The following is a 26,365-nucleotide window of genomic DNA, read 5'->3' on the forward strand; positions in this document are numbered from 1 at the left end:
TCTTCCGATCTGGTGTGCGGCATGCAAACCGAAACCTGCGTGCTTGCCGCTGGCTTCGCCCTGTTCGATGCTGGGCTGGCGCCTACGCTGGTGACCGACATGACGGTAGGGTCGTCGCTGGACAGGTCCGGGCAGTTGGGCATCGACCTGTGGAAGCATCACTTTGGCCAAGTGACGACCGCTGCTCAAGTGCTGGCCTCGCTGCACGGGTGAGGGCAAATGGCGCTAGCGGTGCAATCATTTTGCTATCGTTATTCGTCAATGAGTATCATTGTCGATTGACGACAACTTCGATACACCTGGATCGAGAAGGATCTCCATGCTGAAAAAGTCTTACCTTGTGGCTGTGTTGCTGCCGGTTGCCATGAACTGGTGCGCCCTGGCGCACGCCTTCACCGACGGCACCGACCACTCCGCGACCCTGGAAAAGGTCGAGCAGACCTTCGTGGTGCAGAAGGATGGCAGCAATCGCCTGGACGTCGACAGTGTGCTGTTGATCAATGAAGAGCGCGCGATCAATGCCAGTGCCCAGCGCCCGGTGAGTTACAACCGGTCGCTGGAAACCCTGGATGTGATCGAGGCGTACACGCAAAAGCCCGATGGGCGCAAGGTGATGGTGGATGCCGCGCACATCAAGGAGCAGCAGGAGCAGGCGTCCGCGCAGGCGCCGATGTTCCAGGACAGCGTCAACAAGGTGATCATCTTCCCTGAGGTTGCGGTGGGGGACCGCCTGGTGCTGCGTTATCAGCGCAACCGCTTCACGCCGCTGTTCCCTGGCCAGTTCGAAGACATCACCGTGCCGGAATTCCACCCGGTCGGGCAGTTCACGCTCATCTATGACATGCCTGAGGGCATGCCCCTGCAGGCTGATGCGCGCAACTTCAAGACGTCGCTGCCGGCGGCTGCGCCAGGGCGCAAGGTCTATCGCTGGGATTACGTGCCGGCGGACCGTGCGCGGATCGAGGCGAGTGCGGTGTCCTACCTGGACTACGGGCACTACCTGGCGGTTTCGACATTCACCGATTTCAAAGCGTTCGCCGAGGCCTACCAGGCACGCGCCAAGGTCGAGGTCACGGCACCGATCCGCGAGCTGGCGCAACGCCTCACGGCCCATTTGCCCACCACGCGGGAGAAGGCGCTGACGCTCAGTGACTGGGTGCGTGAAAACATCCGTTATGTCGCCGTGTATGTCGGCGCTGGCGGGGTAGTGCCACACGCGGCGCAAACCGTGCTGGACAACCGTTACGGTGACTGCAAGGACCATGTTGCCCTGCTTGAGGCGCTGCTGACGGCGGCGGGTATCAAAAGTACGCCGGCCCTGATCAACCTGGGCAACGCCTACGTGTTCCCCAAGGTGCCCGCTCTGGGCGTGTTGAACCATGTGATCACCTATGTGCCGAGCCTGGACCTGTACCTGGACTCCACCGACCCATCGATCGCCGCAGGCTACCTGCCGTTGACCGTGTTGAACAAGCGGGTGCTGCTGACCGCGACGGGTGAGTTCGGGCGAACCCCGGCCATCCAGCTCAACAAGGTTTCCAGTGACTTGCAGTTCAAGGTCAAGGGCGATGGTGGCGCAGACTTCACCAACGTCGCAACCGTGCAAGGCTGGGCCAGCGAGGTCAGCCGCTACGGTGTGAAATCGATGAAACCGGCGGACCGCGACCTGCTCGTCGAGAAGGTACTCGGTGCCTATGGGCAGCGTGGCAGCGGTACCTTCGAGGTGCGCCCGAGCAACGCCAATGGCGACTTTGTCAGCGCCGTCGATGGGCGCACGGAAAACCTCGTCAACCTGCCAGGGCCTGTGGGCATGGTGGCCTTGAGCAGCCTGGTGGGGGGTATCTCGCAGAACGTCTACAGCTTTGCCATGGAGAAGGAGCGCAGCCAGCGCTTCGTGTGCATTTCCAATGACACCGTGGAAAAGTCGCGCTTCGAATTCCCGCCTGAGGTCAATGTGCTGGCGATCCCTAAACAGGTGCGTCTGCAGGACGCCAACGTTGAGTACAGCGCGCATTACGCCAAGGAGGGCAATGCCGTAGTGATCGAGCGGCATTTCAAGTTCAGCCGCCCGGATGTGGTCTGCTCACCTGAGGATTTTGCCGCCATGAAGCCGGCCATCGAGGCCATGGTCAGGGACCTGCAGAGCCAGATCATCGTACAGGCCAGCTAGCCCGATCTGACCGCACCTGCAGCGCCGCCTCCTGGATCAATACGTAGCCATTGATTTATGAGGGGCGCTGCAGGTGGGGGCTTGCTCAGAAGTCCCAGCGGGTAGTGACCATCAGGTTGCGTGGCTCGCCATAGTAGGTGGTGCCGAAGTTGCCAAGCCCGGTCAGGTACACCTTGTCGAACACGTTGTTGGCATTGACCGTGAAGCTCAGGTGCTCGCTGTACTGGTAGCGGGTCATCAGGTCCACCAGGGTGTAACCGCCTTGCTTGATGCGTGTGTAGTCGTTGGCGGCCGGGCTGTAGATGCTGCCGTAGAACCCACTCTGCCAACGCAGCCCACCGCCGACGGTGATGCGGTCCAATGCGCCGGGCAGCCGGTAAGTGTTGAACAGCCGCGCCACATGCTCAGGCTTGGTGGTCGCCAGCGGGAAGCCGAACAGGCGGTTGTCGTCAGCGTCGCGCGTACGGGCGTAGGTGTAACCGGCGGTGATGTTCCAGCCCGGGGCCAGTTCGCCTGCCAGTTCCAGCTCGACGCCCTGGGTGGTGGCACCGTCGATGGCGGTGTAGATGCCTTCGTTGGTGACCGGGTTGGTGCCCACCGAGGAGGCGACGTTGTCTTGCTCGATACGGAAGAACGCCAGCGTGGCGTTCAGCCTGCCATCGAAATAGGCGGCTTTGAGGCCTGCCTCATAACCATCGCCTTCCACCGGGTCGAGGGTGGCGCCGCTGACGTCCTTGTAGACTTGCGGCTGGTAGATCGAGGTGTAGCTGGCGTACACCGAGTACGTGTCGTCCAGGTCGTAGACCACGCCGGCGTAAGGGGTGACGACGCCGTGCTGCTTGTAGCTGGCGTGGGTGTCATCCAGGGGCGAGGTCGGGTAGTAGTCCTGGTCGTCGTTGTACTTGAAGGTGCTGACCCGGGTGCCGAGGATCACCGAGAGGTTGTCGGTCGGCTTCAGGCGTGTGGCCACGTAAGCGCCGTTCTGGCTCTGGGTGGTGGTGTAGTCGCCGTTCTTCGGGAAGTCCTGTTCCGCAACCTTGCCGTTCCAGTCGAAGATCGAGCCCGGTACCTGGGCGAAGGCACTGCCGTCGTAGGTGTCGCCGGTCAGGCGCGAATGCGAGGTCATGAAGCCTGCGACCAGCTCATTCTGACGGCCGAACAGGGTGAAGGGCCCCGACACACTCAGGTCTGCGGTGTTCTGTACACGATGCCCTTCCCAACGCCCCCAATAGAAGAACATGCCTTCGCCGGTCGTGGCGTCGGGGTTGCCACCACTGGCTGATGCCAGGCGGGTGTCATGGTCGCTGATCATGTGGTTGAGGCTGAGCTTGACCTTCCAGTCGTTGGCCAGCGCCTGCTCCAGCGAGCCGAAGTAGGTGGTGGACTGGAAATCGCGGCGGCTCCAGTCGGCCCCCGGGTTGTGCGAGCGCGAGAAGTCGGTGCGGCTGCCGTCGGAGAAGTATGTCGGGTTACCGGTCCAGGACGAGCCGCGCGGGGTGGTGGTCTGGTTGTCGATGCCGAAGGTGAGCAGCGTATCGGGCGTCAGGTCGGCTTCGAGAATGCCGTAGTAGACATCCTTCTTCTGTTTGTAGTGATCCAGGTACGACTTGCGGTCCTGGTAGGCGCCGACGAAGCGGCCGCGCACGCTGCCGGTGGCATTGAGCGGGCCGGAAATGTCACCTTCGGTGCGGTAATTGTCCCAGGAGCCGGCGCTGGCGGTGATCGAGGCCTTGAAGTCGTGGGTAGGCTTCTTGCGGATCAGGTTGACCGTGGCGGAGGGGTCGCCGGAGCCGGTCATCAGCCCGGTTGCGCCCTTGATGACTTCCACGCGGTCGTAGGCGGCCATGTCGACATGGGTCGCGCCCTCGTCGTAGACGCCGTCATAGATGGTGTTGACGCCATCGTACTGGTAGTTGGTGATGGCAAAGCCGCGCGCGGAATACTCCATGCGCTCGCTGTCATACGCCTGCACCGAAACCCCGGGGGTGTTGCGCAGCACTTCGCCGATGTCTTGCGAGCCGTGGTCGTCGATGGCCTGGCGGGTAATCACGCTGACAGACTGGGGCGTCTCGCGCAGGGTCAGCGGCAGCTTGGTCGCGGTGGTGGAGCCACCGGTGGTGTAGCTGCCAGTGCCTTCGGTGATGTTGCCCAGGCCTTGGCCGTCGATGCGGCTGGGGGCCAGTTCCACCACGTCACCCTGCTGGGTGGTGAGCAGCAGCGAGTAGCGGCCGTCGCTTTCCTTGACGGCCTGCAAGCCTGTGCCGCTGAGTAGAATCTGCAGGGCCTGGTCGACCGGGTACTGGCCATTCAAGGCCGGCGAGCGTTTACCGCGTGTCCACTGGGTGTCGAACGACAGCACAATGCCGGAGTCTGCAGCGAACTGGGTTAGCGTTTCGCCCAGGTCCCCTTGCGGCAGGTGGTAGTCATGCGCTTGCGCGGCGCAGGCTGCGCCTGGCCCACCGAGCAAAACAGTCAGCAGCAGGCAGGTGCGCAGGTCTGGCGCGCTGAAGGGCCTGAGAGTGAAGCGGCAGGTCATCGTCGAGGTCTCGGAAAGGTAAAGAGGCAGCCACAGCTGGGGTTACCTATGAGTCGGATGAGCCGCGCGAAAGTGATCAGGCATGGTGGTTTTTTTTGGGGGAGGGCGAAATGTCGAGGTGCCCCAAAATACCACTCAAGCCGCAGTAATCGTCACCCAGAAACGCGTGCGGCGCTGCACCTGCACCGGCAAGGAGGTAGCCAGTGCCCGCAAGATCTGTTCGGTATCATCGAGCCGGTAGGTGCCGCTGATGCGCAGGCCGGCCACCGACGGCGCGCAGTGCAGCCAACCTGGCCGGTACCGTGAAACCTCGGTGACGAAGGTGTCCAGGCGTTGGTCATTGACGATCAGCAAGCCTCTGCTCCAGGCGTCTGCGGCGTTGGCCAGCGTCTGCACAGCCGAAAAGCCCTTGCCATCGAACTGGCAGCTCTGGCCGCCGTGCACCTCCATGGCCTGGCCTGAGGCAAGCGTCACACGTGCCTGCTGGCCAAACACATCGAGCTTGCTGGCGTCATCGAACAGCCGCACGCAAAAGCGGCTGTGGCCAGCCGCGATGCTGCCGTGCCGGGTCACCACGCTGCAGCGTTGCTGCTCTGGCACCTCGACCATGATCTCGCCCTGGCGCAGCCGCACATACGGCTGTTCGCGGGTGTCATCGATATCAACTGCCGAGGCACTGTTGAGCAGCAGCGTGCTGCCGTTTTTCAGGGTCAGTGAACGCTGTTCACCCACGCCACTGCGTACATCAGCCAGCAACGGTGAATACTGCAGTTCGCGATAGCTACCCAAGCCCAGTGCACTGCCACCCAGCAGTACCAGCCCGGCCTTGACCACGCGGCGGCGGGTGGCGTGGCGGCCATGCGCCGCCAGCGACAGTACACGGCTGGTGGCCGGGGCAGGGGGTGCGCTCATGCGGGTCTGCAAACGCTCGGCCTGCTGCCAGGCCCAGGCATTGGCGGGCGCAGCGTTCAGCCATGACTGCCAGGCGCTATGGTCGCTGGGCTGCACTTCACCGCTGTTGAGCTGGCTGTACCAATGCGCGGCCTGACGCAGGGCTGTGCGCTGCTCGGCACTCAAAGCCATGCTCACTGGCCGTGGGTCAGGCTATAGATCATGCAGTGTTCCGCCGCTTTGGCAATGTAGCGGCGCACCGTCACTTCAGAAACGCCCAACTGGGCGGCGATGCGTTTGTACGGCATGCCATCGACCTGCGACAGCAAGAACGCCTCCCGCACATTGGCGCCAAGCGCTGCCAGCATCGCATCCAGTTCAAACAACGTTTGCAGCAGCGAAAAGCGTTGTTCGGCCGAGATATCCAAGGCTTCGGGTTGCTCGGCCAGTACCTGCAGCCAGGCCCGCTCCAGGTGCACCCGGCGCAGGTGGTCGATCATCAGGCGACGGGCGATCGTGGCCAGGTAGCCCTTGGGTTCGCGGACCGCTTCGAGCTTGGCCGCCGCATCGGCGGCCGTCATCACGCGAACGAACACGTCCTGGACCAGGTCCGCGGCCAGGTGGGTACAGTTGACCCGAGGTGTCAGCCAGCCGTGCAGCCATTTGCTCTGCGCACGGTAGAGCTGGCTGACCTGGGAATTGAGGGCTACGTCCGGGGTGCTCATCCATGCCGCCTGAAAAGAGTTGCAAATGTTAATGGTTCGCATTTTATGCAAAGTGTTTCAGGCTTGGCAATCACCAGCGGGCGGGCAGTGCCTTGTTCAAGAGGAGGTCGCGCGTGCCAAGGCCTGCGCTGCGCGCGCCTTCCTGCCCTCGTGCCAGCGTGTCAGTACGCCGCGCAGCAGGGTGTTCCAGCAGTAGCTCAGCACCACGCCACCGACTAGCGCCAGGGCCACCGCGAACAACGGCTGATCGTAGATGTGGCGCGCCAGCGACTGGAACTGAAAGTGCGTCAGGTAGATGAACAAGGTCGACGACGCGATCATCGCCCCCGCCCTGGCGACCACGCCCGGCACGGGCACAGCGCGGAACCAGATCAAGGCGAGCATCGCCGGCAGGGCAATATCGATGTAGCTGGCAAACGCCTGCCAGCCGATGCCGGCAATGGCCACCAGGTCCAGCTCGGCGATCAGTAGCACCGCCACTGCACTGGCGACCCCTTTGCGCAGCGTCGAGTCGGCGTAGTGAATCGCCATGCCCAGCACCATCACCGCCAGGTAATGCTGGGGCACGCGGTTGAGCAAGGCCGTGGCGTCGAAGACGAAATGGCTCAGCAGCAGATCCGCCACCACCAGCGCACAGGCGGCCATGGTCAGCCAGCGGAACGGGTTGGCAAGGATCGCCTTGCGCACGCGTTTGAACGACAACACAAGGCCAATGACCAGGATCATCTGCACCAGCACTTCGATGTACCAGTAGGTGAAAATTCCGACCTTGTCGGGGGGGAACCAGTTGGAGATCAACAGCAGCGATTGCCAATGCACCTGGTCGAACAGCGCCTGAACCAACACCGTATAGGCAATGGTCGGCACCGCGATGGCTGCCACCGACTTGACCAGCATACGGGCGTCACCGCGCTCGTCGATGGCCTTGAACTGGAACCTGGCCAGGCTGATGCCAGAGATCAGGAACAACACCGATGTTTCGCCTGCGATCCGCCATTCGGAAAACACCTCCAGGTGGCCAACCACAATCAGGATGATGGCGATCATCCGCAGGAAAACCGGCACCTCCATGACCCGCATCGACCACTTCGAGGCCTTGCTGTGCTGCTCGGCCAGTTCGGCCAGGTCCTGGACCGGGATCATTTCCCAGCGATCCGGCAGGTGGCCGATCAGTTCTTCCAGCACCATCGACGCGCGCACGAACGACAAGGAATCGCCGCCGAGCTCCACGAAGCTGAGCCGGGCATCGATGCGCGGGGCTTGCAGGATCTGTGACCAGGCGTCGGTCAGTTTCAGGGCGAGCGGTGACAGTGGCTGCGTGGCCGCGTTGTCGAGGGTGTCGCTGCCGTCGAACGCCGCTGGCAAGGCGCGTTTGTCGACCTTGCCGTTGGGTGTGAGGGGGATGCCGGGCACGAACAGGAACATCGCCGGCACCATGTAGTCGGGCAGCATGCCCGCCATGGCTTGGCGCAGTTCAGCGGTGGCTACGGGTTGCTCGGCAACGCAATAGGCAACCAGCCTGACCGTCGCGTTGTCGTGGTTGGCCAGCACCACGCACTGTTTGATGCGTGGATGCTGGCACAGGGCATTTTCAATTTCCGCCAGTTCGATGCGGTGGCCACGAATTTTCACCTGGCTGTCGCCGCGCCCCAGGAAGCTGGCGCTGCCATCGGCCAGGTAAGTGCCGAGGTCGCCGGTGCGGTAGCAGCGGTCGGCCTGGGCGCCGGTGAAGGGGTTGGCCAGGAACTTTTCCCCGGACAGTGCCGGGTCCCCCCAATAGCCTAGCGACAGGTAGGGGCTGCGGATCAGGATTTCCCCGACTTCGCCTGCTTCGACCAGGCGGTTGGCTTCATCGATGATCAACAGCTGCGCGCCGTCTATGCCTTTGCCCAAAGGGATGCGGCTGTTGTCGGCGCCCGGGTCGAGTGGGTGGTACGCCATGGCCTGTGGCGTTTCGGTGGTGCCGTAGAAATTCACACTGCTGGCGTTGGGCGCAATCGCGCACACCTGCTGGTACAGCGTAGGGCTGAGTGCATCGCCGCCCCAGAACAGGTAGCGCAGGCGCTCGAACACCTGCCCGTTCATGCGCGCGCCGGTTTCGATGAGCTTGCCCAGGGGCGGGGTCAGGTGGATGACCGACAGGCCGTGGTGGTGTATCCAGGCGGCCAGGCGCGACGGGTCGGTCAGGGTTGCCTGGGCCGGGCAGACGACCGTTGCGCCGATCGACAACGGCGTGAACACGTCCCGGTAGACCGGGTCGTGGCCCAGGCCCGAGAGCAGGGAAAAACAGTCGCCCCGGGTAAAACCCTGCTGCTGCACATGCCAGTCGATGAAATGCACCAGGGGCGCGTGGTGGGTGACGATGCCCTTCGGTTCGCCAGTGCTGCCAGAGGTGAAGGTGATATAGGCCGGTTGCGCGGGGCTAACCTCAGGCAGGGGCGACTGCTTGCTGGCGATGTGTTGCAGTGCTTGGTCGGGGCAGGGCGGCACGTTGACGGTGCGGGCAAGGCCTGGCTCGACCTGGGCATCGCCACAGCGCAAGACAAAGGCAGGTTCGAGGGTGCGGATGATCTGCGCAATGCGCGCAGCAGGGTAAGCGGCGTCGGCCACGGTGAAGGTCAGGCCGGCGCGCAAGGCGCCGAGCATGGCATACACCAGCGCGGCACCACGGCTGGCGACGATTACCAGCCGATCGGTGCCATTGGCGCCGTTTTCCAGCAGGTACGTGGCAATGCCCTGGCTGATGCGGTCTAGCTGGCCGTAGCTGCAGGTGGCGTCGTGGGCGATGATGGCGGTGGCATCGGGCGAGTGCTTTGCTTGCTCAACAAAGGCGTGAAAGATCGGGCGCTCGGCGCGATATTCCAGGTTCTGCGTCGGGTTCGGGCGCATATCCGGCATGTTGGGTGTTTGCTCCGCATCAACGGCAGGGGGTTGGCTGGATAGCACAACGCTAGTGCAGGCTGGCGTTTGGCGCCAATGCCCCTGCGGTGATTGTGTTGAGGCGGAATTTTGGGGCCGCTTCGCAGCCCCAGATCCTCAGGCAACATCCACCAGCACGATCTCGCTGTCTTCGATGGCCGTAACCCGCAACACTGCTTCTTGCTCGACGGCCAGCCCATCACGTGCGTTGACGCGCACGCCGTTGACCTCCACTACCCCCTTGGCCGGCACCAGATAACCACGGCGCCCGGCATCAAAGCGGTACTCGGCGCTTTCCCCCGCCTGCAACGTCGCAGCCACCAACCGTGCATCGGTACGAATCTGCAAACTGTCTTCGTCACCTGCACGCCCGCTGGCCAGGGTCACGAAGCCTTCGCCACGTTCCCCTTTAGGGAAGGGCCGGCTACCCCAGGTCGGCGCCTCGCCCACCCGCTCAGGCACCACCCAGATCTGGAAGATGCGCGTGTCGACGTCCTCCTGGTTGTACTCGCTGTGGACGATGCCGGAGCCTGCACTCATTACCTGCACATCACCCGCTTCGGTACGGCCTTTGTTACCCAGGCTGTCCTGGTGGGTGATCGCGCCTTCACGGACATAGGTGATGATTTCCATGTCCCGGTGCGGGTGCGACGGGAAACCGCTGCCAGCCGCAATCAGGTCGTCGTTCCAGACTCGCAGGTTGCCCCAGTGCATGCGGGCGGGGTCGTAGTACTCGGCAAACGAGAAATGGTGATGGGCATCGAGCCAGCCGTGGTTGGCGTGGCCGAGGCTTTCGAAGGGTCGCAGTTGCAGCATGGTCGTGCTCCTTGAAGGGGTGGAATGGGGCCATGATGCTTCAAAGAAAGATCGAAAATAAGCGTAAATATCGGCTAAATATAATCAATTAAATTGATTGTTCTGGGTGCGGTGTTTTATCCGTTTCATCGCCTAATCCACTGATCTGCAAGCATTCGCTGGTGATTTTTAGTAGATGCGGCGAACATGGCACGCTGATTTGTTTTCCATCGGAGTGACCGTGGCCCACGAGCATCCCCAGGCGCCTGCCGACCTGACCCCACCTGCCCAGTTACCGTGGTTTCGCCGCCTGGCCGCCCGCCTGCTGGGCCGAGGCCTGAGCCGCCTGCAAGCCCAGCATCGCGACTCCTGGTTCCTCGGCCATGCCACGGGGCAGCGCAGTGGCCATGAAGACGGTGTACGTGAAGGCTTCGAGCGCGGGCGGGTAGAAGGCTACGAGGCGGGGCGACAGGTGCTGGTCATTCGCGATACCCGCCCCGACACCGCCGCCGTGCCCGGCCAGGACAACAACCTCTTCGACGACTGGCGCCTGCCGTTGACCGCCGAACTGAAAAAGCGCTTCAAGGCTGATGTGGCGCAGCGCCTGCCGGCCGAAGCGCAACCCAGTGCGGCGCAGTGGAAGCTGATTTTCAGCGACACCCCCTCCACCTGTGTGGTGGCCGGGGCCGGGGCGGGCAAGTCGACCTCGCTGGTACTGCGAATTCTGCTGCTGCGCCATTACCTGGGCTACGAGCTGGATGCGATGACCGTGGTCACCTTCACCCGCGAGTCGCGCAAAGACTTCATCAAGCGCCTGTTGCAGGTGTTCGCCTTGTGGCAGATCGACCTGCAGCCCGCGCTTGCCCGTGAGCTGGTGCGCACCTTCCATTCGCGCATCTTGCCGCTGGTACGCAGCCTGCCAGGCTTTGGCCAGGTGCGTGCGTTCGAGACGCTGGGCAACGAGATGCCGGCCGGCCGTGAGGCCGAGGCCGAGAGCAACCCGTTCGACCTACGCCTGAACGATGCGCAACGCCAGCAGCTCAACCTCTGCTACAGCACCTTGCTGGGCGAGAACCCGCGTTTCGCAGAGCTTGTTGGCCTGTTGCGCAGCGAGGCGTTGCAGCTCAAGCCGCTGGACCCCAACCACCCCGATGTGCAAAAGCGTGCGCAGGTGACGCAGTTGGCCGCCCAGCGCGACGAAGAGCTGTGCGATGTGATCGAGGACCTGTGGTTCGCCGCAGGTGCCTGGCCGATCAAGGGCATCGAGCCGTGCCGCGACACGCTCGAAATCCGCGGCAGCCGCTTCCATGTGCATGGCCGCCTGCAGGGGCAGGGTGCCTGGGTGGTGCTGGGCTTCGACCCCGCAGAGAGCGCGCAGTACCAGCGCCCCGGCGCCAAGCTGGCGGTGCGTGCCGAGTGGGCGGTCAAGCGCACCCTGTTGCAGGCGTTCTGCGACAAGCCCCTGATCTGGCTGGACAACTATGCAGCCGCCCGGCGTTTGGCTGCGTCCCTGGCCGGTGATGCGGTGGCCGGCCCCGGGTTCGAATACAAGGTCAAGGGTGAACTGGCCCCGGCACCGCTGCTCGACGCCTTTGTCGGCGCCGCCAACTTCATCGAAAACCTGGGCCTTGACGTGAATAACGCAGTGGCGGCGATGAGCTTCCCGGCAGGCGACAGCGACGGCCTGTTCTTCGAAGCGTTGGCCTTGTACTGGAAAGCCCTGGAGGCACATCTGCTGAGCCAGTCGCCACCGGTGATGAGCTACAACCGCATGTTCGCCCTGTTTGGCGAGAACAACCCGGAAAACCTGCAACTGCTGCCCGACCCCTTGCTCAGGCCGCTGGCGCACCTGATGATCGACGAGTTCCAGGACGTTTCGCCGCAGATCGTCAGCTGGCTGCGTGCCAGCCTTGCCGAGATCCGCCGGCGCGGGCCGTCGATGCATACCGGTCGTAATGCCCAGCATTCCTCGCTGTTGTGTGTGGGGGACGACTGGCAATCGATCTATGGCTGGCGCGGCAGTTCGCCGAAGTACTTCATGGAGTTCACCAAGGCATTCGTGTCGCCGGCCAACACCCGGGTGATGATGGTCGAGAACTACCGCTGCCAGCAGCAGGTGATCGACGCTGCCGAGTTCCTGGTCAAGGGCACCCCGGCGATCACCGGCAAGAAGGCCCGGGCCAGTGGGCCTGCAGCCGAGTTGCCGGGCTCGCCGGTCAAGGTGTTCGACCGTGATGAGGCGGCGCTGGGCGAGACCCTGATCGAGCATTATCAACGTGGCGAGTCGGTGATGATGCTGTACCGCAAGGGCAGCGACAAAGCCCTGATGAACGAACACCTGCAAGCGGTGCTGCACGCCGAGGCTGGATTGCCCGCCGAGCAGCGTCGGCTGCGGCAGCTGACTTATCACAGCGCCAAAGGCTTGCAGGCCGATGCGGTGTTCATGCTCGGCGATTGCCAATACCTGACCAGTTCGCCCTACAAGAACCAGGTGTATCGCTTGGCCGGCCTTGGTAAGCCCGGTGATGCCCAGGCATTCGATACGGCGCAGAAGGAAGAGGTCCAGCGGCTGGCCTACGTGGCGGTCACGCGTGCGGTCAGGCACTGCTATTGGCATGTGGAAGCGGCCAATAGCGAAGCGCCGGCGGCGCCCCGGGCGTCGGGCCAGGTGGATGGCCGGCAGGCCTTCTTCGAGGACCTGCGCGGCCAGTGACGTGCATGGGTGCACGGGTTTGAGCCTGAGGGTCGGTGACGGCTAAGTCACAGTCGGTAACGGGCCAATCAGTCGCCTGCCGTTACGCCAAGGTAACCTGTCGGAGCCCCGTGCGGCCCGGCGCAAGGGTTGTCGCTGGCGATCTGCTTCGAAGGAGGCCGGCGGCGTATTCGGCCTGGTGTGGTCGTGCCAGGCTTCAAGTCAGGAAGCGTACCCATGCGTGCAACACCCAAGGATCACCTGCTTGACCTCAATGGCATCCAGATTGCCATACGCTGCTGGGGCCCGGAGGACGGCATTCCCGTGCTGGCCCTGCATGGGTGGCTGGACAACGCCGCCTCGTTCGAGCGCCTGGCACCGATGCTCGATGGCTGTTTCGTGGTGGCCCCCGACCTGGTCGGCCATGGCCGTTCGGACCATCGTCGCCACGACAGTGGCTACTACCTGTGGGAGCACGCCGAGGACATGCTGGCGGTGACCGACGCCCTGGGCCTGGCGCAATTTCATGTGCTGGCGCACGGCATGGGCACCGGCGTCGCATCGCTGTTGGCGGCCATGACCAGCGGTATCGCCAGTATGGTTTTCCTCGATGGTATGGGAGCGCCGTTTACGGTCGCCGAAGATGACCGCGTACAGCACCTGGCCCGCGCTTATCGGCTCAAGCGCATGGTTCAGCGTAGCCAGTTGCAGGGTTTTTCCGAGCCCGATGCGGGCCGTTTCGACAGCCTCGCCTCTGCCCTGGAGCAGCGGCGCACGCGCCTGGATGGCGAGCTGTCGGAGGGCGCCGCACGGCTGCTGGCGCAACGCGACCTGTTGCAGCTCAGCGATGGCTATTGCTGGCGCCACGACCCGCGCCTGGTGCTGCCCGAGCCCATGCCGTTGACCGAGCGCGAAGCCTGTGACCTGCTCAGCCAGATCCGCTGCCCGCTGTATTTGATGTTCGGTCGGCAGGGCGCTTTCAGCGGCAACGCCTTTACCCAGCGTGAGGCGGCCGTGCCCAGCCATGCCAAGGTTTCCTGGCACCCCGGCGGGCACCACTTTCACCTGGAGGCGCCCGATCGGGCCCTGGTCGATCAGCTTTTGAGGTTGTTGGCGCGGCACGAAGGCGGGGTACTGCAGCGGTTGGTCAACGAGTAGCGGGCAATGGCCAGCGCGCCGGGTACTGGGCTATGGTGGCAGTTCACCTCGCGCAGACGCCACAAGGAGCTCCGACATGCGACCGTTCGCCATCAAGCACATCGACCACCTTGTGCTGCGGGTCAGCGACCTGCCGCGCAGCATCGCCTTCTATGTGGATGTGCTCGGCTGCACGGTCAGCAGGGTGCGTGAAGACCTGGGCATGGTCCACCTGGCCACGGGTGCGGCGATGATCGACCTGGTCACGCTGGACGGTGTGCTGGAGCAGCCCGGTGGCGCTGCGCCGGGCGCAGAGGGGCGCAACCTGCATCATTTCTGCCTGCGTATCGAACCCTTCGATGAACAGGCACTGACCGCTCACCTGCGCGCTGCGGGGGTGCAGGTGGAGCCTGCCGAGAAGCGCTACGGCGCCGAGGGCGAGGGGTTGTCGTTGTATTGCTTTGACCCGGACGGCAACCAGGTCGAGCTCAAAGGGCCGATTCCGTCGCCTGAGGCGCCGAAAAGGCAATGACGCGCCCGTTGTGCCAGTTCGCCATCACGGCGAGTGGATATCCCGGTAAAGCCGATTATGCTTCAGATACCTTGCTGCGATCCGAGGCGGCCCGCCTCGTCGTGCTTCGCGCAACCAATGCAAGCCCTAGGGCCTGGGTGCGACGGTGAAATGGGTGTGAGGTGCTCCGGCCTGGGATAACAACAAGACGGAGGCAACCCATGGCGGTTATCGACAGCGCATCCACGGGCAGTAGCGCGCCCCAACGCGGTATCACCCGGGAGGAGCGCAAGGTCATCTTCGCCTCGTCCCTGGGCACAGTGTTCGAATGGTACGACTTCTACTTGTACGGCTCACTGGCCGCGATCATCGCCAAGCACTTCTTTGCCGGCGTCAATGAGACCACCTCGTTCATCTTCGCCCTGTTGGCGTTTGCCGCAGGCTTTGCCGTGCGGCCGTTCGGCGCCATCGTGTTCGGCCGGTTGGGCGATCTGATCGGGCGCAAGCACACTTTCCTGATCACCATCGTCATCATGGGCCTGTCCACCGCGTTGGTCGGGTTATTGCCCAGCTATACGACGATCGGCGTGGCCGCGCCGGTCATCCTCATCACCCTGCGCCTGCTGCAAGGCCTGGCACTGGGCGGTGAATACGGAGGGGCGGCAACCTACGTGGCCGAACATGCGCCCAAGGGCCGGCGTGGCTTCTTTACCGCCTGGATCCAGACCACCGCGACCTTGGGGCTGTTCCTGTCGCTGCTGGTGATCCTGGCTTGCCGCACGGCCATGGGCACCGAGGCCTTCGAAGCCTGGGGCTGGCGCATTCCGTTCTTGCTGTCGATCCTGTTGCTGGCCATCTCGGTGTACATCCGTATGCAGCTCAACGAGTCGCCGGTGTTCTTGAAGATGAAGGCCGAGGGCAAGGCGTCCAAGGCGCCACTGACCGAATCGTTCGCCCGCTGGGAGAACCTCAAGGTGGTGATCATGTCGCTGCTCGGCGGTACCGCCGGCCAGGCCGTGGTGTGGTACACCGGGCAGTTCTATGCGCTGTTCTTCCTGTTGCAGACACTGAAGATCGACCCACAGACCGCCAACCTGCTGATTGCCGGTTCGCTGCTGATCGGCACGCCGTTCTTCATCATTTTCGGCAGCCTGTCGGACCGCATCGGGCGCAAGAAGATCATCATGGCTGGCTGCATCATCGCTGCGCTGACCTACTTCCCGATCTTCAAGGCGCTGACCGAGTACGGCAACCCCGACGTGTTCGTCGCTCAGGAGCAGAACCCCGTAGTGGTGGTGGCCGACCCCGGCCAGTGCGCGTTCCAGTTCGACCCGGTGGGCAAGGCCAAATTCACCAGTTCCTGCGACCTTGCCAAGAGCGTGCTGGCCAAGCGCGCGATCCCTTACTCCAACGAAAAGGCCGAGCCTGGCAGTGTGGCGCAGATCCGTATCGGCGAGCGGGTGATCCCGAGCTTTGACGGCCGCAGCCTGGCCGCGGCCGACTTCAAGGCGCAGAATGATGCCTTCACCGCCACCCTTGGCGGCGCGCTGAAAGAGGCGGGTTACCCCGAGAAGGCCGACCCTGCGAAAATCCACTACCCGATGGTGCTGTTGCTGCTGACCATCCTGGTGATCTACGTGACCATGGTCTACGGGCCGATTGCGGCCTGGCTGGTGGAGCTGTTCCCGGCGCGCATCCGTTACACCTCGATGTCGCTGCCGTACCACATCGGCAACGGCTGGTTCGGCGGCTTCCTGCCGACCGTGGCGTTTGCCATGGTGGCGGCAACCGGGGATATCTACTACGGCTTGTGGTACCCGATCGTGATCGCGCTGATGACGGCGGTGCTGGGGATCTTCTTCATGCCGGAGACCAAGGACCGGGACATCAGCCACACCTGATCACTGTCGCTGTATGCAGGAGCGCCCTGGCACGGGCGCTCCTGCAAGGGCGTATGAAGGGAAGTGGCGTCAGTCGAAATAGCCCCGCAGGGTAAAGGCGTACCCGGTATCTACCTCTGCGGCTTCAGCCCGGCTCCAGCGCTTGCTCAAGACGAACTCGAACGCCGGCTCGTACAGCCCGTCGCGCACCACCGCACCGCCGAGCACCTCCACGTCGTACCAGCCATTTTCCAGCTCGATGATCGGCCGCCCCGGCGCCTGGTAGCGTGCCAGCAGGTCGCCGAGGGCCTTGTTGGTGAAGTGCTGCAGGATGCGCCAGGTATAAAGCATCACCGCACGGTGCTCGACATGCAGTACATACCCAGAACGCTGATGCTTCAGCCGGCTGCCCGGTTCCCGCAGTGCGGGCGTGTGGCCATCGAGGGTGAAGATGATCCGGTAGGGCAGGTTGTCGATGCCCGCCATGGGTAGCACCACGCCTTCGCGCACTGCCTGATCGCCGCTGTCGTCATGGGTGAACGCGTGGGCCAGGTCGTCGGCCAGGCCGTTTTCCTGCTTGAAGCGTTCGAGTAGCTGGATGTCGCCGACCAGGAAGTAATCGATCAGGTCGTTGAGGACTTCACTGAATTCGTGGCGCATTTGTTTTCCTTGTCAGGTGCGCAAGTGAGCAATCGCAACGCTAGCGGAGGGCGGGCCACATATGCCCGCCGGGCGGGCGGTCGCTAGTGTTTCTGGGCGATCTGGATCAGGTTGCCGCAGGTGTCGTCGAACACTGCCACAGTGACCGGCCCCACCACTGTGGGGGTTTGGGTGAATTGCACGCCGGCCGCGCACAACCGGGTGTACTCGGCCTGGATGTCGCGCACGCCGAATGAAGTGGCGGGTATGCCGTCTTGCTTGAGCGCTGCCTTGTACACCTTGGCTGCGGGGTGGGCATCGGGTTCGAGCAGCAGCTCGACGCCATTGGGGTCGTGAGGTGAGGTGAGGGTCAGCCAGCGGTGCCGGCCCAGGGGGATGTCATGTTTGGGCATGAAGCCGAGCACGTAGTGATAGAAAGCCAAGGCCTTGGCCTGGTCGTCGACAAGGATGCTGGTGACCACGATCTTCATAGGCACACACCGTTTGCTGGGGCTCGTTCCCTTCAGTAAAGACCCTTGGGCCTATTTGACCAGTGGTATGTTCGAGGTGATGCAGTGCCAGTTGCATTTCCCGGTGGGTACAGAGGCGAGAAGATTGTAGCGTCGGTGGGGCAAGGCACACTAGCCCGGAGACATGACCATGCAAGAAGACTTTAACAATCAAATACCACCCGAGGACCCGCTCGAACAGCGCGTGATAACCCAGCCTCAACCAACGCTCTCAAGGCGCAAGAGGGGGGTGGCGCCTGTTGTCGGTATGGCCTGCGAGCCAGGCTACAAGCAGATCGGAGACGACTGCGTGTGTGCGAACGTCGAGTTTGAGTGAGGCCTGCAAGGGGAGCGCCCGGCGTTCCCCACTAAAAACATGTTCAAGCCATAGGTAAATCCTTCATCGCCCGATGCCCCGGCAACCAGGTAGCACGTTACAGTGACAGGCAAAATCCCAGAGCGCCCAGACGGCGCCAGAGAGGTACCTGTGGCTTCCTATACCTTGCGACAACTCAAGTATTTCGTCACCACCGTGGAGGCCGGCAGCGTCGCCGAGGCCTCGCGCCAGCTGTACATCGCCCAGCCGTCGATTTCCACGGCGATCAAGAGCCTGGAAGAAAGCTTTGGCGTGCAGTTGTTCATCCGCCACCACGCCCAGGGCGTGTCGTTGACCCCCAGTGGCAAGCGCTTCTACGCCAAGACCAAATCGCTGCTGCAAATGGCCCACGAGTTCGAGCAGAACGCACTGGCTGACAACGATACCGTGGCCGGGCAGATCGACATCGGCTGTTTCGAAACGGTGGCGCCGCTTTACCTGCCGCGGCTGATCGCCGGTTTTCGCGAGCGTTACCCGGGCGTCGATATCCGCCTGCGCGATGGCGAGCAGCAGGACCTGATCCAGGGCCTGACCGCCGGCACCTTCGACCTTGTGTTTCTCTACGACCACGATCTGGATGGCACGATCGAGGCCGAGCCACTGATGCCCCCGCAAAAACCCTATGTGCTGTTGCCCGAAAAGCATCGCTTCGCCGGGCAAAGCCAAGTGTCGCTGCGCGACCTCTGCCCCGAGCCAATGATTCTGCTGGACGTGGCGCCTAGCCGTACCTACTTCGTCAGCCTGTTCAACGAAATGGGGCTGACCCCCAATATCGTCTTCAGCTCGCCGTCGATCGAGATGGTGCGCGGCATGGTTGGGCAGGGGTTCGGCTTTTCGTTGCTGGTGACACGCCCGCATTCGGAGTGCACCTACGACGGGCAGCGCCTGGCGATGGTGGACATCGCCGAGCCGGTGGCGTTGTCAGGGCTGGCGGCAGCCCGCTTGAAGCGGGTACAGCTGACCAAACCGGCGCAGCTGTTTGTGGAGTTCTGCCGTGAAGAACTGGCCAAGTTCTAATGCGCGCCGCTGGGCTGGCCCTGCCTGAGGGTCAAGGGTTGAGTTGATACCCGCGCCCCTGCAAGCAGCCACTGTACGCGCTGGCATGGGCCGAGCTCTGCGCCTGGTCCTGCGTGCGCCGATCCTCTCGCCGATCCTGGCGCTGGCGCATGCCACCGACCGCAGCCCCGGCGGCGGCTGTTTGACCGGCACGGTTCTGTCGGTACGCCTGCTTGGCATCGTCACTGGCTCGGTCATACACCTCGTCATGCTGATTGCCACGCACCTGCGCACCTACCGCACCCGCGGCCGCACCTGCCGCGGCACCGCGGACCCGGCCACCGACGTGGGCATCGCTAGAGGTCGCTGTGCTGTTGGCGGCATTGGTGGCGACGCTATTGCACTCATTGATGTCCTGTTGCATCTGCTGGCTGCTCTGGCCCTTGAGCGGCACCACTGTCTGCGCCTGGACGGCAGGCGCTGTGCATAGCAGCACCAGCAGGTAACTCCACGTGAACGAACGCATGGCACACCTCCTGTGGCGTGACCCCCTTTCACAGGATAGCCCCTGCAAGGCCTGCCGGTGAGTCATCAGTTGCCAGCGCGCAGGCCTTCGAGCATCAACTCCATGGCTGCCAGGGCCTGCTCCAGCCGTTGGTGCTGGCCTTGCGCTTCGGCAATCCAGAAGGCCGCCTCGGCCAGGCCTCCATTGATGAGCAATGCCAGCGCCTGGGGGCTGGCCTGGGCGATCACGCCTTGCTCCATCAACTGTTGCAGTATGCCGCGCAACGACGCAACGCAATGCAGTTGCGCTTGCGGCGTGGGCGCGCCCAGCACGGCACGCCCGTCACGTAACACGATGCGCTGGATTTCGGGCTCGCGAGCCATCTCCAGGTAGGCCCGGCAGCGGCTGCGTAACCCGTCCCAAGGGTTGCTGGCGGTGTCGGAAATGGCATGCAGCCGTGCATCCATTTCTGCATCGATCTGCTCGATCACTGCCGCCAGCAGGCCCTTCTTGTCGCCGAAATGGTGATAAAGGGCGCCGCGGGTGAGGTTGGCTTGGGCAGTCAGGTCATCCATCGATGTTTCACCGTAACCACGCGTGCTGAAGACCTGGCGTGCAGTCTGCAACAGGGTGGCGCGGGTTTGCTCCATGTCGGCTTGGGTGCGTCTGACCATCGGTCCTCCTGGTAAATGCGGCTTTACATTCAGTGCGTATGATAATAGGGTTTTAATCATACGGTTCGTATGTAAGCCGTTTTTCGATAAGGAGAATCGAATGCTCAACCCTTACCGCGAACTGTTCCAGGCCAAAGGCGCGACAGGTTTCGCCCTGGCTGGCCTGGTGGCTCGCTTGCCCTTGCCGATGATGGGCATCGGCATCATCACCATGCTGGCGCAACTGCGCGGCAGCTACGGCTTGGCGGGCGCCGTGGCGGCGACGTTCGTGTTGACCTATGCGCTGATGTCGCCGCAGGTGTCCGCCCTGGTCGATCGGTATGGCCAGCGTCGAGTGCTGCCCGCCGCCGCCGCCTTGAGTGTGGTGGGCATACTGTTGCTGTTGGCCTGCAGCGGGTGGCAGGCGCCCGACTGGAGTCTGTTCATCGGGGCGGCGCTGGCGGGCTCGATGCCCAGCCTGTCGGCGATGGTGCGTGCACGCTGGACGGCGCTCTACCGGGGCACACCGCAGTTGCAGACGGCCTATTCCCTGGAAACGGTACTCGACGAGCTCACCTTCATCGCCGGGCCACCGCTGTCGGTAGGGCTGTGCGTGGGGCTGTCGCCCCAGGCCGGGCCCTTGGCTGCGGCGGTGCTGCTGGCGATCGGGGTGTTCGCGCTGGTCGTTCAAACCGGCACCGAGCCAGCGGTGGACGCAGACGCAGGCGCTTCGAATGGCCAGGGGTCGGTGTTGCGGCGCTTGGAGGTACGGCTGCTGGCACTGTTGATGGTGGCCATGGGGGTGATCGTGGGCAGCGTCGATATCGTCAGTGTGGCATTTGCCGAACAGGCCGGCATGCCGGCCGCGGCCAGCCTGGTGCTGGCGTGCTACGCCATTGGCTCATGCGCGGCGGGGCTGGTGTTCGGTGCCTTGAAGTTGCCAATGCCGCCGCACCGGCTGTTGCTGCTCGGCGGCCTGGCGACGGCAGCGACGACCCTGCCGTTGCTGCTGGCAAGCAGCGTTTTCGCGCTTGCAGGGGCGGTGCTGTTGGCAGGCCTGTTCTTCGCACCGACCCTGATCGTGGCGATGTCGCTGGTGGAGCGCAGCGTGCCCGCGCACCAGCTCACCGAAGGCATGACCTGGCTGTTGGCCGGGCTGAATGTCGGCGTCGCGCTGGGGGCTTTGGCCTCAGGGCAGGTGGTCGACCTGCTGGGGGCCACGGCGGGCTACCAGCTGGCCGTGTCCGCAGGGGTTGCCGTTGCACTGGTTGCGCTGTGCAGTTACCGGCGCCTGGGCGCGGTGGCCGGTGCGGCACTGCCAGGCGCTTGCACCGGTTGATAGCACCGGTCGATAGTCACACTGCATCGCTCAAGCGCTGGCGGCTTTACGCAGCGGCACCTCACGCAGCAGCCAGGACAGGGCGAAAGCCACGCCGGTAATCAGGCAGGCCAGCAGAAACACCTCATGCATGGCGGCGTAAAACGCTTCTAGGTAGGCCTGCTGCAAGGCTGCGGGCAGTGCATGCACCGCCGTCGGTGACAAGCTTGCCGCTGCCCCGGCCTGGCTTGCAAAGTCGCCGGACAGCCGCCCCAGCAACGCATGGGAAAACAGCGCGCCGAACAGCGACACCCCGATGGCGCCGCCGATGGAGCGGAACAACGTGGCGCCGGACGTCGCCACGCCCATGTGGCGCGGTTCGACACTGTTCTGCACGGCAAGGATCAGCACCTGCATGACCATGCCCAAGCCGGCGCCCAGCAGGCCCATGTAGAGATTCATCAGCGCCATGGGCGTGTTCAGGTCGAGCCGGCTGAGCAGGCCCAGGGCGATGACCTGGAGCAAGGTGCCGATGATCGGGAACAGCCGGTAACGGCCCCAGCGGCTGATCAACCGCCCGGTAATCGCCGACACCACCAGCAGGCCACCCATCAACGGCAGCATCTGCAGGCCGGCGCTGGTCGGCGTGGCGTTTTTGACCACCTGCATGTACAGCGGCAGGAAGGTCACCGCACCGAACAGCGACACCCCGACGATGAAACCGATCAGACCGGCGAGCACGAAGGTGCGATGGCGAAACAGGTGCAGCGGCATGATCGGTTCGGCGGCGCGGCGCTGTTCGACAACGAAACCGACCAGGCCGATCAGGGCGAACAGCGACAGGCACAGCACATCCAGCGAGGCCCAGGGCAACAGGCTGCCGCCCAGGCTGGTGATGAGCACCAGTGCCGCCAGGGCCACCGTCAGAAAGAACGCACCGATGTAGTCGACCACGTGCTTGACCTTGGCCACGTGAGGGCGAAATACGCTGCCGATCACCAACAGCGCGAGCAGGCCCAGGGGCAGGTTGATGTAGAAGATCCAGTGCCAGGACAGATGCTCTACCAGAAAGCCCCCGATCAGCGGGCCCACCACCGTTGCCAGGCCGAATACACCGCCGAACAGGCCTTGGTAACGGCCGCGTTCGGCCGGCGCAATGACATCGCCGATAGCCGCCATGGCCACCACCATCAGGCCGCCGCCGCCCAAGCCCTGCAGGGCGCGGAAGGCAATCAGCTGGGCCATGTCCTGTGCTGCGCCGCACAGCGCCGAGCCCAGCAGGAACAGGATGATGGCAATCTGCAGCACGCGCTTGCGGCCGTACAGGTCACCGAACTTGCCGTACAGCGGCACCACGACCGTGGAAGCAAGCAAGTAGGCGGTGACCACCCAGGACAGCCAGCGCAGCCCGCCGAGGTCGCTGACGATGGTCGGCAGCGCGGTCGAGACGATGGTCTGGTCGAGGGCGGCGAGGAACATCACCAGCATCAGCGCGCCCAGCAGCAGAGGGATGGATGTTTGCGCATCCGCTTCGGTGAGCGTGGCGCGGGAGGTGTTATCGGATGTCGATTGCATGGGGCTGACCTGAACAGAGTGAGGCGTTCTGGGGGGCCGCGGTCCGTGCGCTGTCAGTTGACGTTGAGCGGGGCATGCTGGCGGCCAACTTCCTGCAGGCCGGCCAGGGCGAAGCTGTAGAGCTGGGCCGCAACCACGTCGCCGGGCATCTGCAGAATCTCGTGCAGGGCCCCGGAGCCGCCGCGCGGGCCGATCAGCAGCATTGCCCACGGCGCCGTGACGCAGAGGATGCAGCGAGTGAGGGCGGGGTCGTCCACGGGGATGGCGGTAATCTCGCTGAACAACCCTTTGAGCAGCGACAGCTTCAGCGGCGCTGCGGCTTGCAGGTGGGCCTGGCCGTGGGGGCTGGGGGCAAGGATTTCGGCGGCCAATACGCGCAGGTGCCAGTTGTCCCTGGCCTGGGTGGCCTTGCGAACGACCAGCTCCACCAGTACCCGCAATTTTTCCGTTGCCGGTTGCGTGCTCTGGGTGATCCGTTGCAAGTCGCTGATATCTACAAAGCGCTGACGGGCTTCGTCGAGCACGGCCAGGTACAGGCCATTGCGGCTGCCGAAGTGGTAGTTGATCGACGCCAGATCAACCTCGGCCTTGGCGGCAACTGCCTTGTTGCTGGTGTCGGCATAACCGAGCGCCGCGAACAGTTCGCCTGCGGATTCGAGGATCCGGGTGCGGGTGACGGCGCCGTCCTTGCGTGGTTCTCGTGGGGCTGCGGGCATGGCTGGCTCTGCGCTATGGATGAGTGCACCGAGCTTGGATCAGGCTTAATCTAAAATCAATTTAAATTTAATTTAAGTGCGCTTCGGGAGCAGCACAAGGCCGCTCCCACGGGTTTTCGGGCTGGCCTCAGTTGAGGTTGCTGGCCGGCTGTGGCTTGGCGCTGCTGGCGGTTTCCTGTACCCGTACGGCCTTGTCCTGGGGCAGTTTGTCGAACTCGCGCAGGCCGTTGTTGCGGTAAGGGTCACCGATCCAGCGCGGCGCCACCACGAACTGCGGGCTGACGATGCTTTTTGCCGGCTCGTAGTGGTCGTAGCTGAGCCCGGCCAGGTCGGACAGGGTGTGGATCAGGTGCGAGCTGCTATAGGGGCGGTTGTCCATGGCCTGCAGGTCGCGGGGGTGGGCCGCCTGCCAGCTCGGCGAGGTCCAGAGCAGGAACGGGATGGTGTACATCGGCCGGGTCGGGGCACCTTCGTTGCGCCCCAGGCGGTCATGATCGCCTGAGCTGTAGACATCTTCGCCATGGTCGGAAAGGTACAGCAGGAAGCCGTTCGGGCTAGTGGCCGAGTAACGCTTGATCAGGCTGGCGACGACGTGGTCGTTGTAACGCACCGCGTTGTCATAGAAGTTGTAGGTTTCTGCCTGGCTCTGCGTCAGCTTGGCCGGTACGCCCTGGCGATCGGTGAAGTGCTGGTAGGTTTTCGGGTAACGGTAGCGGTAATCCATGTGCGTACCCAGCAGATGGACGATGATGAACTTGTTTGGTGCAGGGTCTTGCAACGCCTTCTGGAACGGGTCCAGCACCACCTCGTCGTACTGGCTGGCATTCTGGCTGCGCTGGTTGTTCAGGTAGACCGGTGCGTCCGTTTGCTGGGAGAAGGTGGTCAGCATCGTGTTGCGTTTGGTCATCGTCTGCTGGTTGGTGATCCAGAAGGTCTTGTAGCCCGCCTGTTTCATCAGGTTGATCAGCGACGGGTCGGTGAGGAAGCGGTCCGGGTGCTGTTCGTCACCGAAGGTAAGGATCTGCTGCATCACTTCGATGGTGTAGGGGCGCGGCGAAACGACGTTTTGAAACACCGTCAGGCCCTTGTCGCTGGCCGCCAGCGCGTCGAGGTTCGGTGTGGTATCGCGCGGGTAGCCATACAAGTGCATGTGCTCGCGGGTGGTCGATTCGCCCAGCACCAAGACCAGCGTGCGCGGTGCGTCACCGCTGCTGTTGCGCAGGTTCTGCAAAGGCGGCAGCGCAGCGTTCTGTGCCAGCAGCTGCTGCATGTTGTTCAATTGCTGGCGATATTGCTTGTAGCCGACCAGCAGTTGCCAGGGCACGGCGGGCTCCATGCGCTGCTGGACCTTCTCTGCGGCGTCGAGGAAGTTGCGTTCCTGGGTAACCATTTGCTTGTAAAAGGGGTAGACCAGGTTGGCCAGCAACAGCAGGACAACCACCGGGATCCGGCTGCGCATAGGCAAGGTGACCGGGCGCACGCGTTTCCATAGCACCACGGCAACCACGGTGTACAGCAGCAGCGCCAGGCCCAGCCAGAGGCTGAAATACTGGCTGAAGTATTCACCGGCCTCGGCGGTGTTGGACTCGAACATCACGAAGATGACGCTTTGCGAGAACTCCTGGCGATAGATGCCGAAGTAGCTCAGGCCTACCAGCGAAGCGCCCCACAGCACCAGGCCGATGACCGCCGAAGTGGCCCGGGTGAAGCGCGGTAGCAGCAGCACCGGGGCCAGCCACAGGCTGCTGAGGAACAGCGCATCGCGAAAACCGGCAAACCCTGTGGTGCCGCTGAACAGCAGCAGCGCTTGGGTTACGCCGGAAAAATACCAGAAGAACAGCAGGAGCCAGCCCAGGCCGGCCCAGTCCACCCGTTTGCGCGGGGAGGGGGTTGTAGTGTCTGACACGTATGCCTCGTTGAACCTTGGCAGCCACCCAGTGTGCGGGCGGCCGGAAAGGGCGTGACGCTAATCTGAAGGCTGTGAAAATAACGTCAATGCCGTTGGCAAGGAGGCCCAGCCGTATTGCGCCATTGCGTGAACTGCCAAGGGCGCCAACGCCTGTCCTGTAATGGGTGCGATAACTTAACCCGTGGTCCCCGCTACGCGTGCAGGTATGATGTCGGCAGCGTAACCAGACCTACAGGCGCAGTGAAATATGAACCGTCGTAAAAAGATCAAACAGTTGATGCAGGCACATGCCAAGAAGGCCAGTGCCAAGCTGGCGCCCAAGAGCAAGCCCAAGTACATCAGTAAAGCCGACCGGTTGAAGCTGGCAGCCGAAGCTGCCGAGGGTGCGGTTGTAGATGCCCAGAGCTGAGCGAGTGGGGCTGACGTATCAACGGCGATAGTAACGATGGTCGTCCTGGTAGCGGTGATGCATCGCCCGCTCATGATGACGCTCCCAGTCCCGCCGGCGTTCCCAGTCGCGACGGCGCTCGGCTTCGCGGCGGGCTTGTTCCCGGCGCCATTGGTCGCGGCGCCAGTCGCCTCGGTGATCGTGCCAACGGTCGTCGTGCCGGTAGCGGTCATCATGGGCGAGCAAGGGCGCTGAGTGCTCGCCAGCCAGGCTGGCCACGCTGGGCCAGGGGGATTCGGCAGGGGCTGCGACAGGCGAGGCAGCGTTCGGGGTTTTCATTTGTGATGCGGATGCCGAGCCCACCGCCGCGAAGGTGAACAGGCCGAGAAGCATCAACCGTACGACATGCATTTTCATGAGCGAAGGCAACCTCTGGTAAACCATTTTTCCTGAGCACATAGACCTTTTAATTGGGAAAAGTTCTGGTGGGGCAGGTTTGATGGTTGTCTTGGGGTCGGGTGCTCG

At 63.4% G+C, this 26,365-nt stretch carries 22 protein-coding genes; 9 read left to right on the forward strand and 13 right to left on the reverse strand.

The window, feature by feature from the left end:
- Window positions 1–213 (forward strand): isochorismatase family protein (locus tag NP534_RS14145; RefSeq protein WP_274099120.1); only part of this gene is annotated, 213 nt, incomplete at its 5' end.
- Between the two features lie 106 nt (window positions 214–319).
- Entirely contained in the window at window positions 320–2,170 is a 1,851-nt protein-coding gene (locus NP534_RS14150) for a DUF3857 domain-containing transglutaminase family protein (protein ID WP_274099121.1), read from the forward strand.
- An 85-nt stretch (window positions 2,171–2,255) separates the two neighbouring features.
- Here the strand turns inward: NP534_RS14150 and NP534_RS14155 are convergent, their stop codons facing one another.
- The 5 genes from NP534_RS14155 to NP534_RS14175 form a co-directional block, all read right to left on the reverse strand.
- Entirely contained in the window at window positions 2,256–4,706 is a 2,451-nt protein-coding gene (locus tag NP534_RS14155) for a TonB-dependent siderophore receptor (protein WP_274099122.1), read from the reverse strand.
- 135 nt (window positions 4,707–4,841) lie between these two features.
- Window positions 4,842–5,789, reverse strand: coding sequence for a FecR domain-containing protein (locus tag NP534_RS14160; RefSeq protein ID WP_274099123.1), 948 nt, complete (start codon window positions 5,787–5,789; stop codon window positions 4,842–4,844).
- 2 nt (window positions 5,790–5,791) lie between these two features.
- Entirely contained in the window at window positions 5,792–6,322 is a 531-nt protein-coding gene (locus NP534_RS14165) for a sigma-70 family RNA polymerase sigma factor (protein WP_186659984.1), read from the reverse strand.
- A 96-nt stretch (window positions 6,323–6,418) separates the two neighbouring features.
- A complete protein-coding gene (locus NP534_RS14170) occupies window positions 6,419–9,220 on the reverse strand; it encodes an amino acid adenylation domain-containing protein (RefSeq protein ID WP_274099124.1) in 2,802 nt (933 codons plus the stop codon).
- Between the two features lie 138 nt (window positions 9,221–9,358).
- Entirely contained in the window at window positions 9,359–10,057 is a 699-nt protein-coding gene (locus tag NP534_RS14175) for a pirin family protein (protein ID WP_274099125.1), read from the reverse strand.
- A gap of 175 nt (window positions 10,058–10,232) precedes the next feature.
- Between NP534_RS14175 and NP534_RS14180 the strand changes: the two genes are divergently transcribed.
- The 4 genes from NP534_RS14180 (at window position 10,233) to NP534_RS14195 (ending at window position 16,277) form a co-directional block, all read left to right on the forward strand.
- Window positions 10,233–12,749, forward strand: coding sequence for a UvrD-helicase domain-containing protein (locus NP534_RS14180; protein WP_274099126.1), 2,517 nt, complete (start codon window positions 10,233–10,235; stop codon window positions 12,747–12,749).
- Between the two features lie 216 nt (window positions 12,750–12,965).
- Window positions 12,966–13,886, forward strand: coding sequence for an alpha/beta fold hydrolase (locus tag NP534_RS14185; protein ID WP_274099127.1), 921 nt, complete (start codon window positions 12,966–12,968; stop codon window positions 13,884–13,886).
- 76 nt (window positions 13,887–13,962) lie between these two features.
- Window positions 13,963–14,397, forward strand: a complete 435-nt coding sequence (locus NP534_RS14190; RefSeq protein WP_274099128.1) for a VOC family protein — start codon at window positions 13,963–13,965, stop codon at window positions 14,395–14,397.
- Between the two features lie 200 nt (window positions 14,398–14,597).
- The gene (locus NP534_RS14195) at window positions 14,598–16,277 is read left to right on the forward strand and encodes an MFS transporter (protein ID WP_047583534.1); all 1,680 of its coding nucleotides are present in this window, start codon (window positions 14,598–14,600) and stop codon (window positions 16,275–16,277) included.
- 69 nt (window positions 16,278–16,346) lie between these two features.
- On the opposite strand, the gene NP534_RS14200 is transcribed toward NP534_RS14195, so the two are convergent.
- Window positions 16,347–16,916 carry a hypothetical protein gene (locus NP534_RS14200; protein ID WP_274099129.1) on the reverse strand — a complete coding sequence of 190 codons (570 nt, stop codon included), beginning with the start codon at window positions 16,914–16,916 and terminating at the stop codon, window positions 16,347–16,349.
- Between the two features lie 83 nt (window positions 16,917–16,999).
- Complete coding sequence (locus NP534_RS14205; RefSeq protein ID WP_274099130.1) at window positions 17,000–17,386, reverse strand: VOC family protein; 387 nt, start codon at window positions 17,384–17,386, stop codon at window positions 17,000–17,002.
- 505 nt (window positions 17,387–17,891) lie between these two features.
- On the opposite strand from NP534_RS14205, the gene NP534_RS14210 reads away from it, so the two are divergent.
- Complete coding sequence (locus NP534_RS14210; RefSeq protein ID WP_033697274.1) at window positions 17,892–18,797, forward strand: LysR family transcriptional regulator; 906 nt, start codon at window positions 17,892–17,894, stop codon at window positions 18,795–18,797.
- Window positions 18,798–18,828: 31 nt separating this feature from the next.
- Here NP534_RS14210 and NP534_RS14215 read toward each other — a convergent pair whose 3' ends face one another.
- The gene (locus NP534_RS14215) at window positions 18,829–19,302 is read right to left on the reverse strand and encodes a YMGG-like glycine zipper-containing protein (protein ID WP_274099131.1); all 474 of its coding nucleotides are present in this window, start codon (window positions 19,300–19,302) and stop codon (window positions 18,829–18,831) included.
- 65 nt (window positions 19,303–19,367) lie between these two features.
- On the reverse strand, window positions 19,368–19,955 hold the full coding sequence (locus tag NP534_RS14220; RefSeq protein WP_274099132.1) for a TetR/AcrR family transcriptional regulator: 588 nt from the start codon (window positions 19,953–19,955) through the stop codon (window positions 19,368–19,370).
- 100 nt (window positions 19,956–20,055) lie between these two features.
- Here NP534_RS14220 and NP534_RS14225 point away from each other — a divergent pair, with 100 nt between their 5' ends.
- A complete protein-coding gene (locus tag NP534_RS14225) occupies window positions 20,056–21,273 on the forward strand; it encodes an MFS transporter (protein WP_274099133.1) in 1,218 nt (405 codons plus the stop codon).
- Window positions 21,274–21,303: 30 nt separating this feature from the next.
- On the opposite strand, the gene NP534_RS14230 is transcribed toward NP534_RS14225, so the two are convergent.
- The 3 genes from NP534_RS14230 to NP534_RS14240 all read right to left on the reverse strand — a co-directional run bounded on the left by NP534_RS14230 (window position 21,304) and on the right by NP534_RS14240 (window position 25,449).
- Window positions 21,304–22,827 carry an MDR family MFS transporter gene (locus NP534_RS14230; protein ID WP_274099134.1) on the reverse strand — a complete coding sequence of 508 codons (1,524 nt, stop codon included), beginning with the start codon at window positions 22,825–22,827 and terminating at the stop codon, window positions 21,304–21,306.
- Window positions 22,828–22,880: 53 nt separating this feature from the next.
- Complete coding sequence (locus NP534_RS14235; RefSeq protein WP_274099135.1) at window positions 22,881–23,543, reverse strand: TetR/AcrR family transcriptional regulator; 663 nt, start codon at window positions 23,541–23,543, stop codon at window positions 22,881–22,883.
- 127 nt (window positions 23,544–23,670) lie between these two features.
- Complete coding sequence (locus NP534_RS14240) at window positions 23,671–25,449, reverse strand: phosphoethanolamine transferase CptA (protein WP_274099136.1); 1,779 nt, start codon at window positions 25,447–25,449, stop codon at window positions 23,671–23,673.
- A gap of 250 nt (window positions 25,450–25,699) precedes the next feature.
- Here NP534_RS14240 and NP534_RS14245 point away from each other — a divergent pair, with 250 nt between their 5' ends.
- Window positions 25,700–25,861, forward strand: a complete 162-nt coding sequence (locus tag NP534_RS14245) for a DUF2986 domain-containing protein (protein WP_186660006.1) — start codon at window positions 25,700–25,702, stop codon at window positions 25,859–25,861.
- An 18-nt stretch (window positions 25,862–25,879) separates the two neighbouring features.
- Here the strand turns inward: NP534_RS14245 and NP534_RS14250 are convergent, their stop codons facing one another.
- Complete coding sequence (locus tag NP534_RS14250) at window positions 25,880–26,257, reverse strand: hypothetical protein (RefSeq protein WP_274099137.1); 378 nt, start codon at window positions 26,255–26,257, stop codon at window positions 25,880–25,882.
- Window positions 26,258–26,365 lie beyond the last annotated feature (108 nt).

Source organism: Pseudomonas sp. 39004 (assembly GCF_028682155.1).
In the GTDB taxonomy this organism is placed as follows: Bacteria; Pseudomonadota; Gammaproteobacteria; order Pseudomonadales; family Pseudomonadaceae; genus Aquipseudomonas; species Aquipseudomonas capeferrum.

What these genes read in the sequence shown, in the direction of transcription:
- NP534_RS14150 (WP_274099121.1), top strand. Translation starts at nt 320, where the DNA reads ATGCTGAAAAAGTCTTACCTTGTGGCTGTGTTGCTGCCGGTTGCCATG.
- NP534_RS14155 (WP_274099122.1), bottom strand. Translation starts at nt 4,706, where the DNA reads ATGACCTGCCGCTTCACTCTCAGGCCCTTCAGCGCGCCAGACCTGCGC.
- NP534_RS14160 (WP_274099123.1), bottom strand. Translation starts at nt 5,789, where the DNA reads ATGGCTTTGAGTGCCGAGCAGCGCACAGCCCTGCGTCAGGCCGCGCAT.
- NP534_RS14165 (WP_186659984.1), bottom strand. Translation starts at nt 6,322, where the DNA reads ATGAGCACCCCGGACGTAGCCCTCAATTCCCAGGTCAGCCAGCTCTAC.
- NP534_RS14170 (WP_274099124.1), bottom strand. Translation starts at nt 9,220, where the DNA reads ATGCCGGATATGCGCCCGAACCCGACGCAGAACCTGGAATATCGCGCC.
- NP534_RS14175 (WP_274099125.1), bottom strand. Translation starts at nt 10,057, where the DNA reads ATGCTGCAACTGCGACCCTTCGAAAGCCTCGGCCACGCCAACCACGGC.
- NP534_RS14180 (WP_274099126.1), top strand. Translation starts at nt 10,233, where the DNA reads ATGCGGCGAACATGGCACGCTGATTTGTTTTCCATCGGAGTGACCGTG.
- NP534_RS14185 (WP_274099127.1), top strand. Translation starts at nt 12,966, where the DNA reads ATGCGTGCAACACCCAAGGATCACCTGCTTGACCTCAATGGCATCCAG.
- NP534_RS14190 (WP_274099128.1), top strand. Translation starts at nt 13,963, where the DNA reads ATGCGACCGTTCGCCATCAAGCACATCGACCACCTTGTGCTGCGGGTC.
- NP534_RS14195 (WP_047583534.1), top strand. Translation starts at nt 14,598, where the DNA reads ATGGCGGTTATCGACAGCGCATCCACGGGCAGTAGCGCGCCCCAACGC.
- NP534_RS14200 (WP_274099129.1), bottom strand. Translation starts at nt 16,916, where the DNA reads ATGCGCCACGAATTCAGTGAAGTCCTCAACGACCTGATCGATTACTTC.
- NP534_RS14205 (WP_274099130.1), bottom strand. Translation starts at nt 17,386, where the DNA reads ATGAAGATCGTGGTCACCAGCATCCTTGTCGACGACCAGGCCAAGGCC.
- NP534_RS14215 (WP_274099131.1), bottom strand. Translation starts at nt 19,302, where the DNA reads ATGCGTTCGTTCACGTGGAGTTACCTGCTGGTGCTGCTATGCACAGCG.
- NP534_RS14220 (WP_274099132.1), bottom strand. Translation starts at nt 19,955, where the DNA reads ATGGTCAGACGCACCCAAGCCGACATGGAGCAAACCCGCGCCACCCTG.
- NP534_RS14225 (WP_274099133.1), top strand. Translation starts at nt 20,056, where the DNA reads ATGCTCAACCCTTACCGCGAACTGTTCCAGGCCAAAGGCGCGACAGGT.
- NP534_RS14230 (WP_274099134.1), bottom strand. Translation starts at nt 22,827, where the DNA reads ATGCAATCGACATCCGATAACACCTCCCGCGCCACGCTCACCGAAGCG.
- NP534_RS14235 (WP_274099135.1), bottom strand. Translation starts at nt 23,543, where the DNA reads ATGCCCGCAGCCCCACGAGAACCACGCAAGGACGGCGCCGTCACCCGC.
- NP534_RS14245 (WP_186660006.1), top strand. Translation starts at nt 25,700, where the DNA reads ATGAACCGTCGTAAAAAGATCAAACAGTTGATGCAGGCACATGCCAAG.
- NP534_RS14250 (WP_274099137.1), bottom strand. Translation starts at nt 26,257, where the DNA reads ATGAAAATGCATGTCGTACGGTTGATGCTTCTCGGCCTGTTCACCTTC.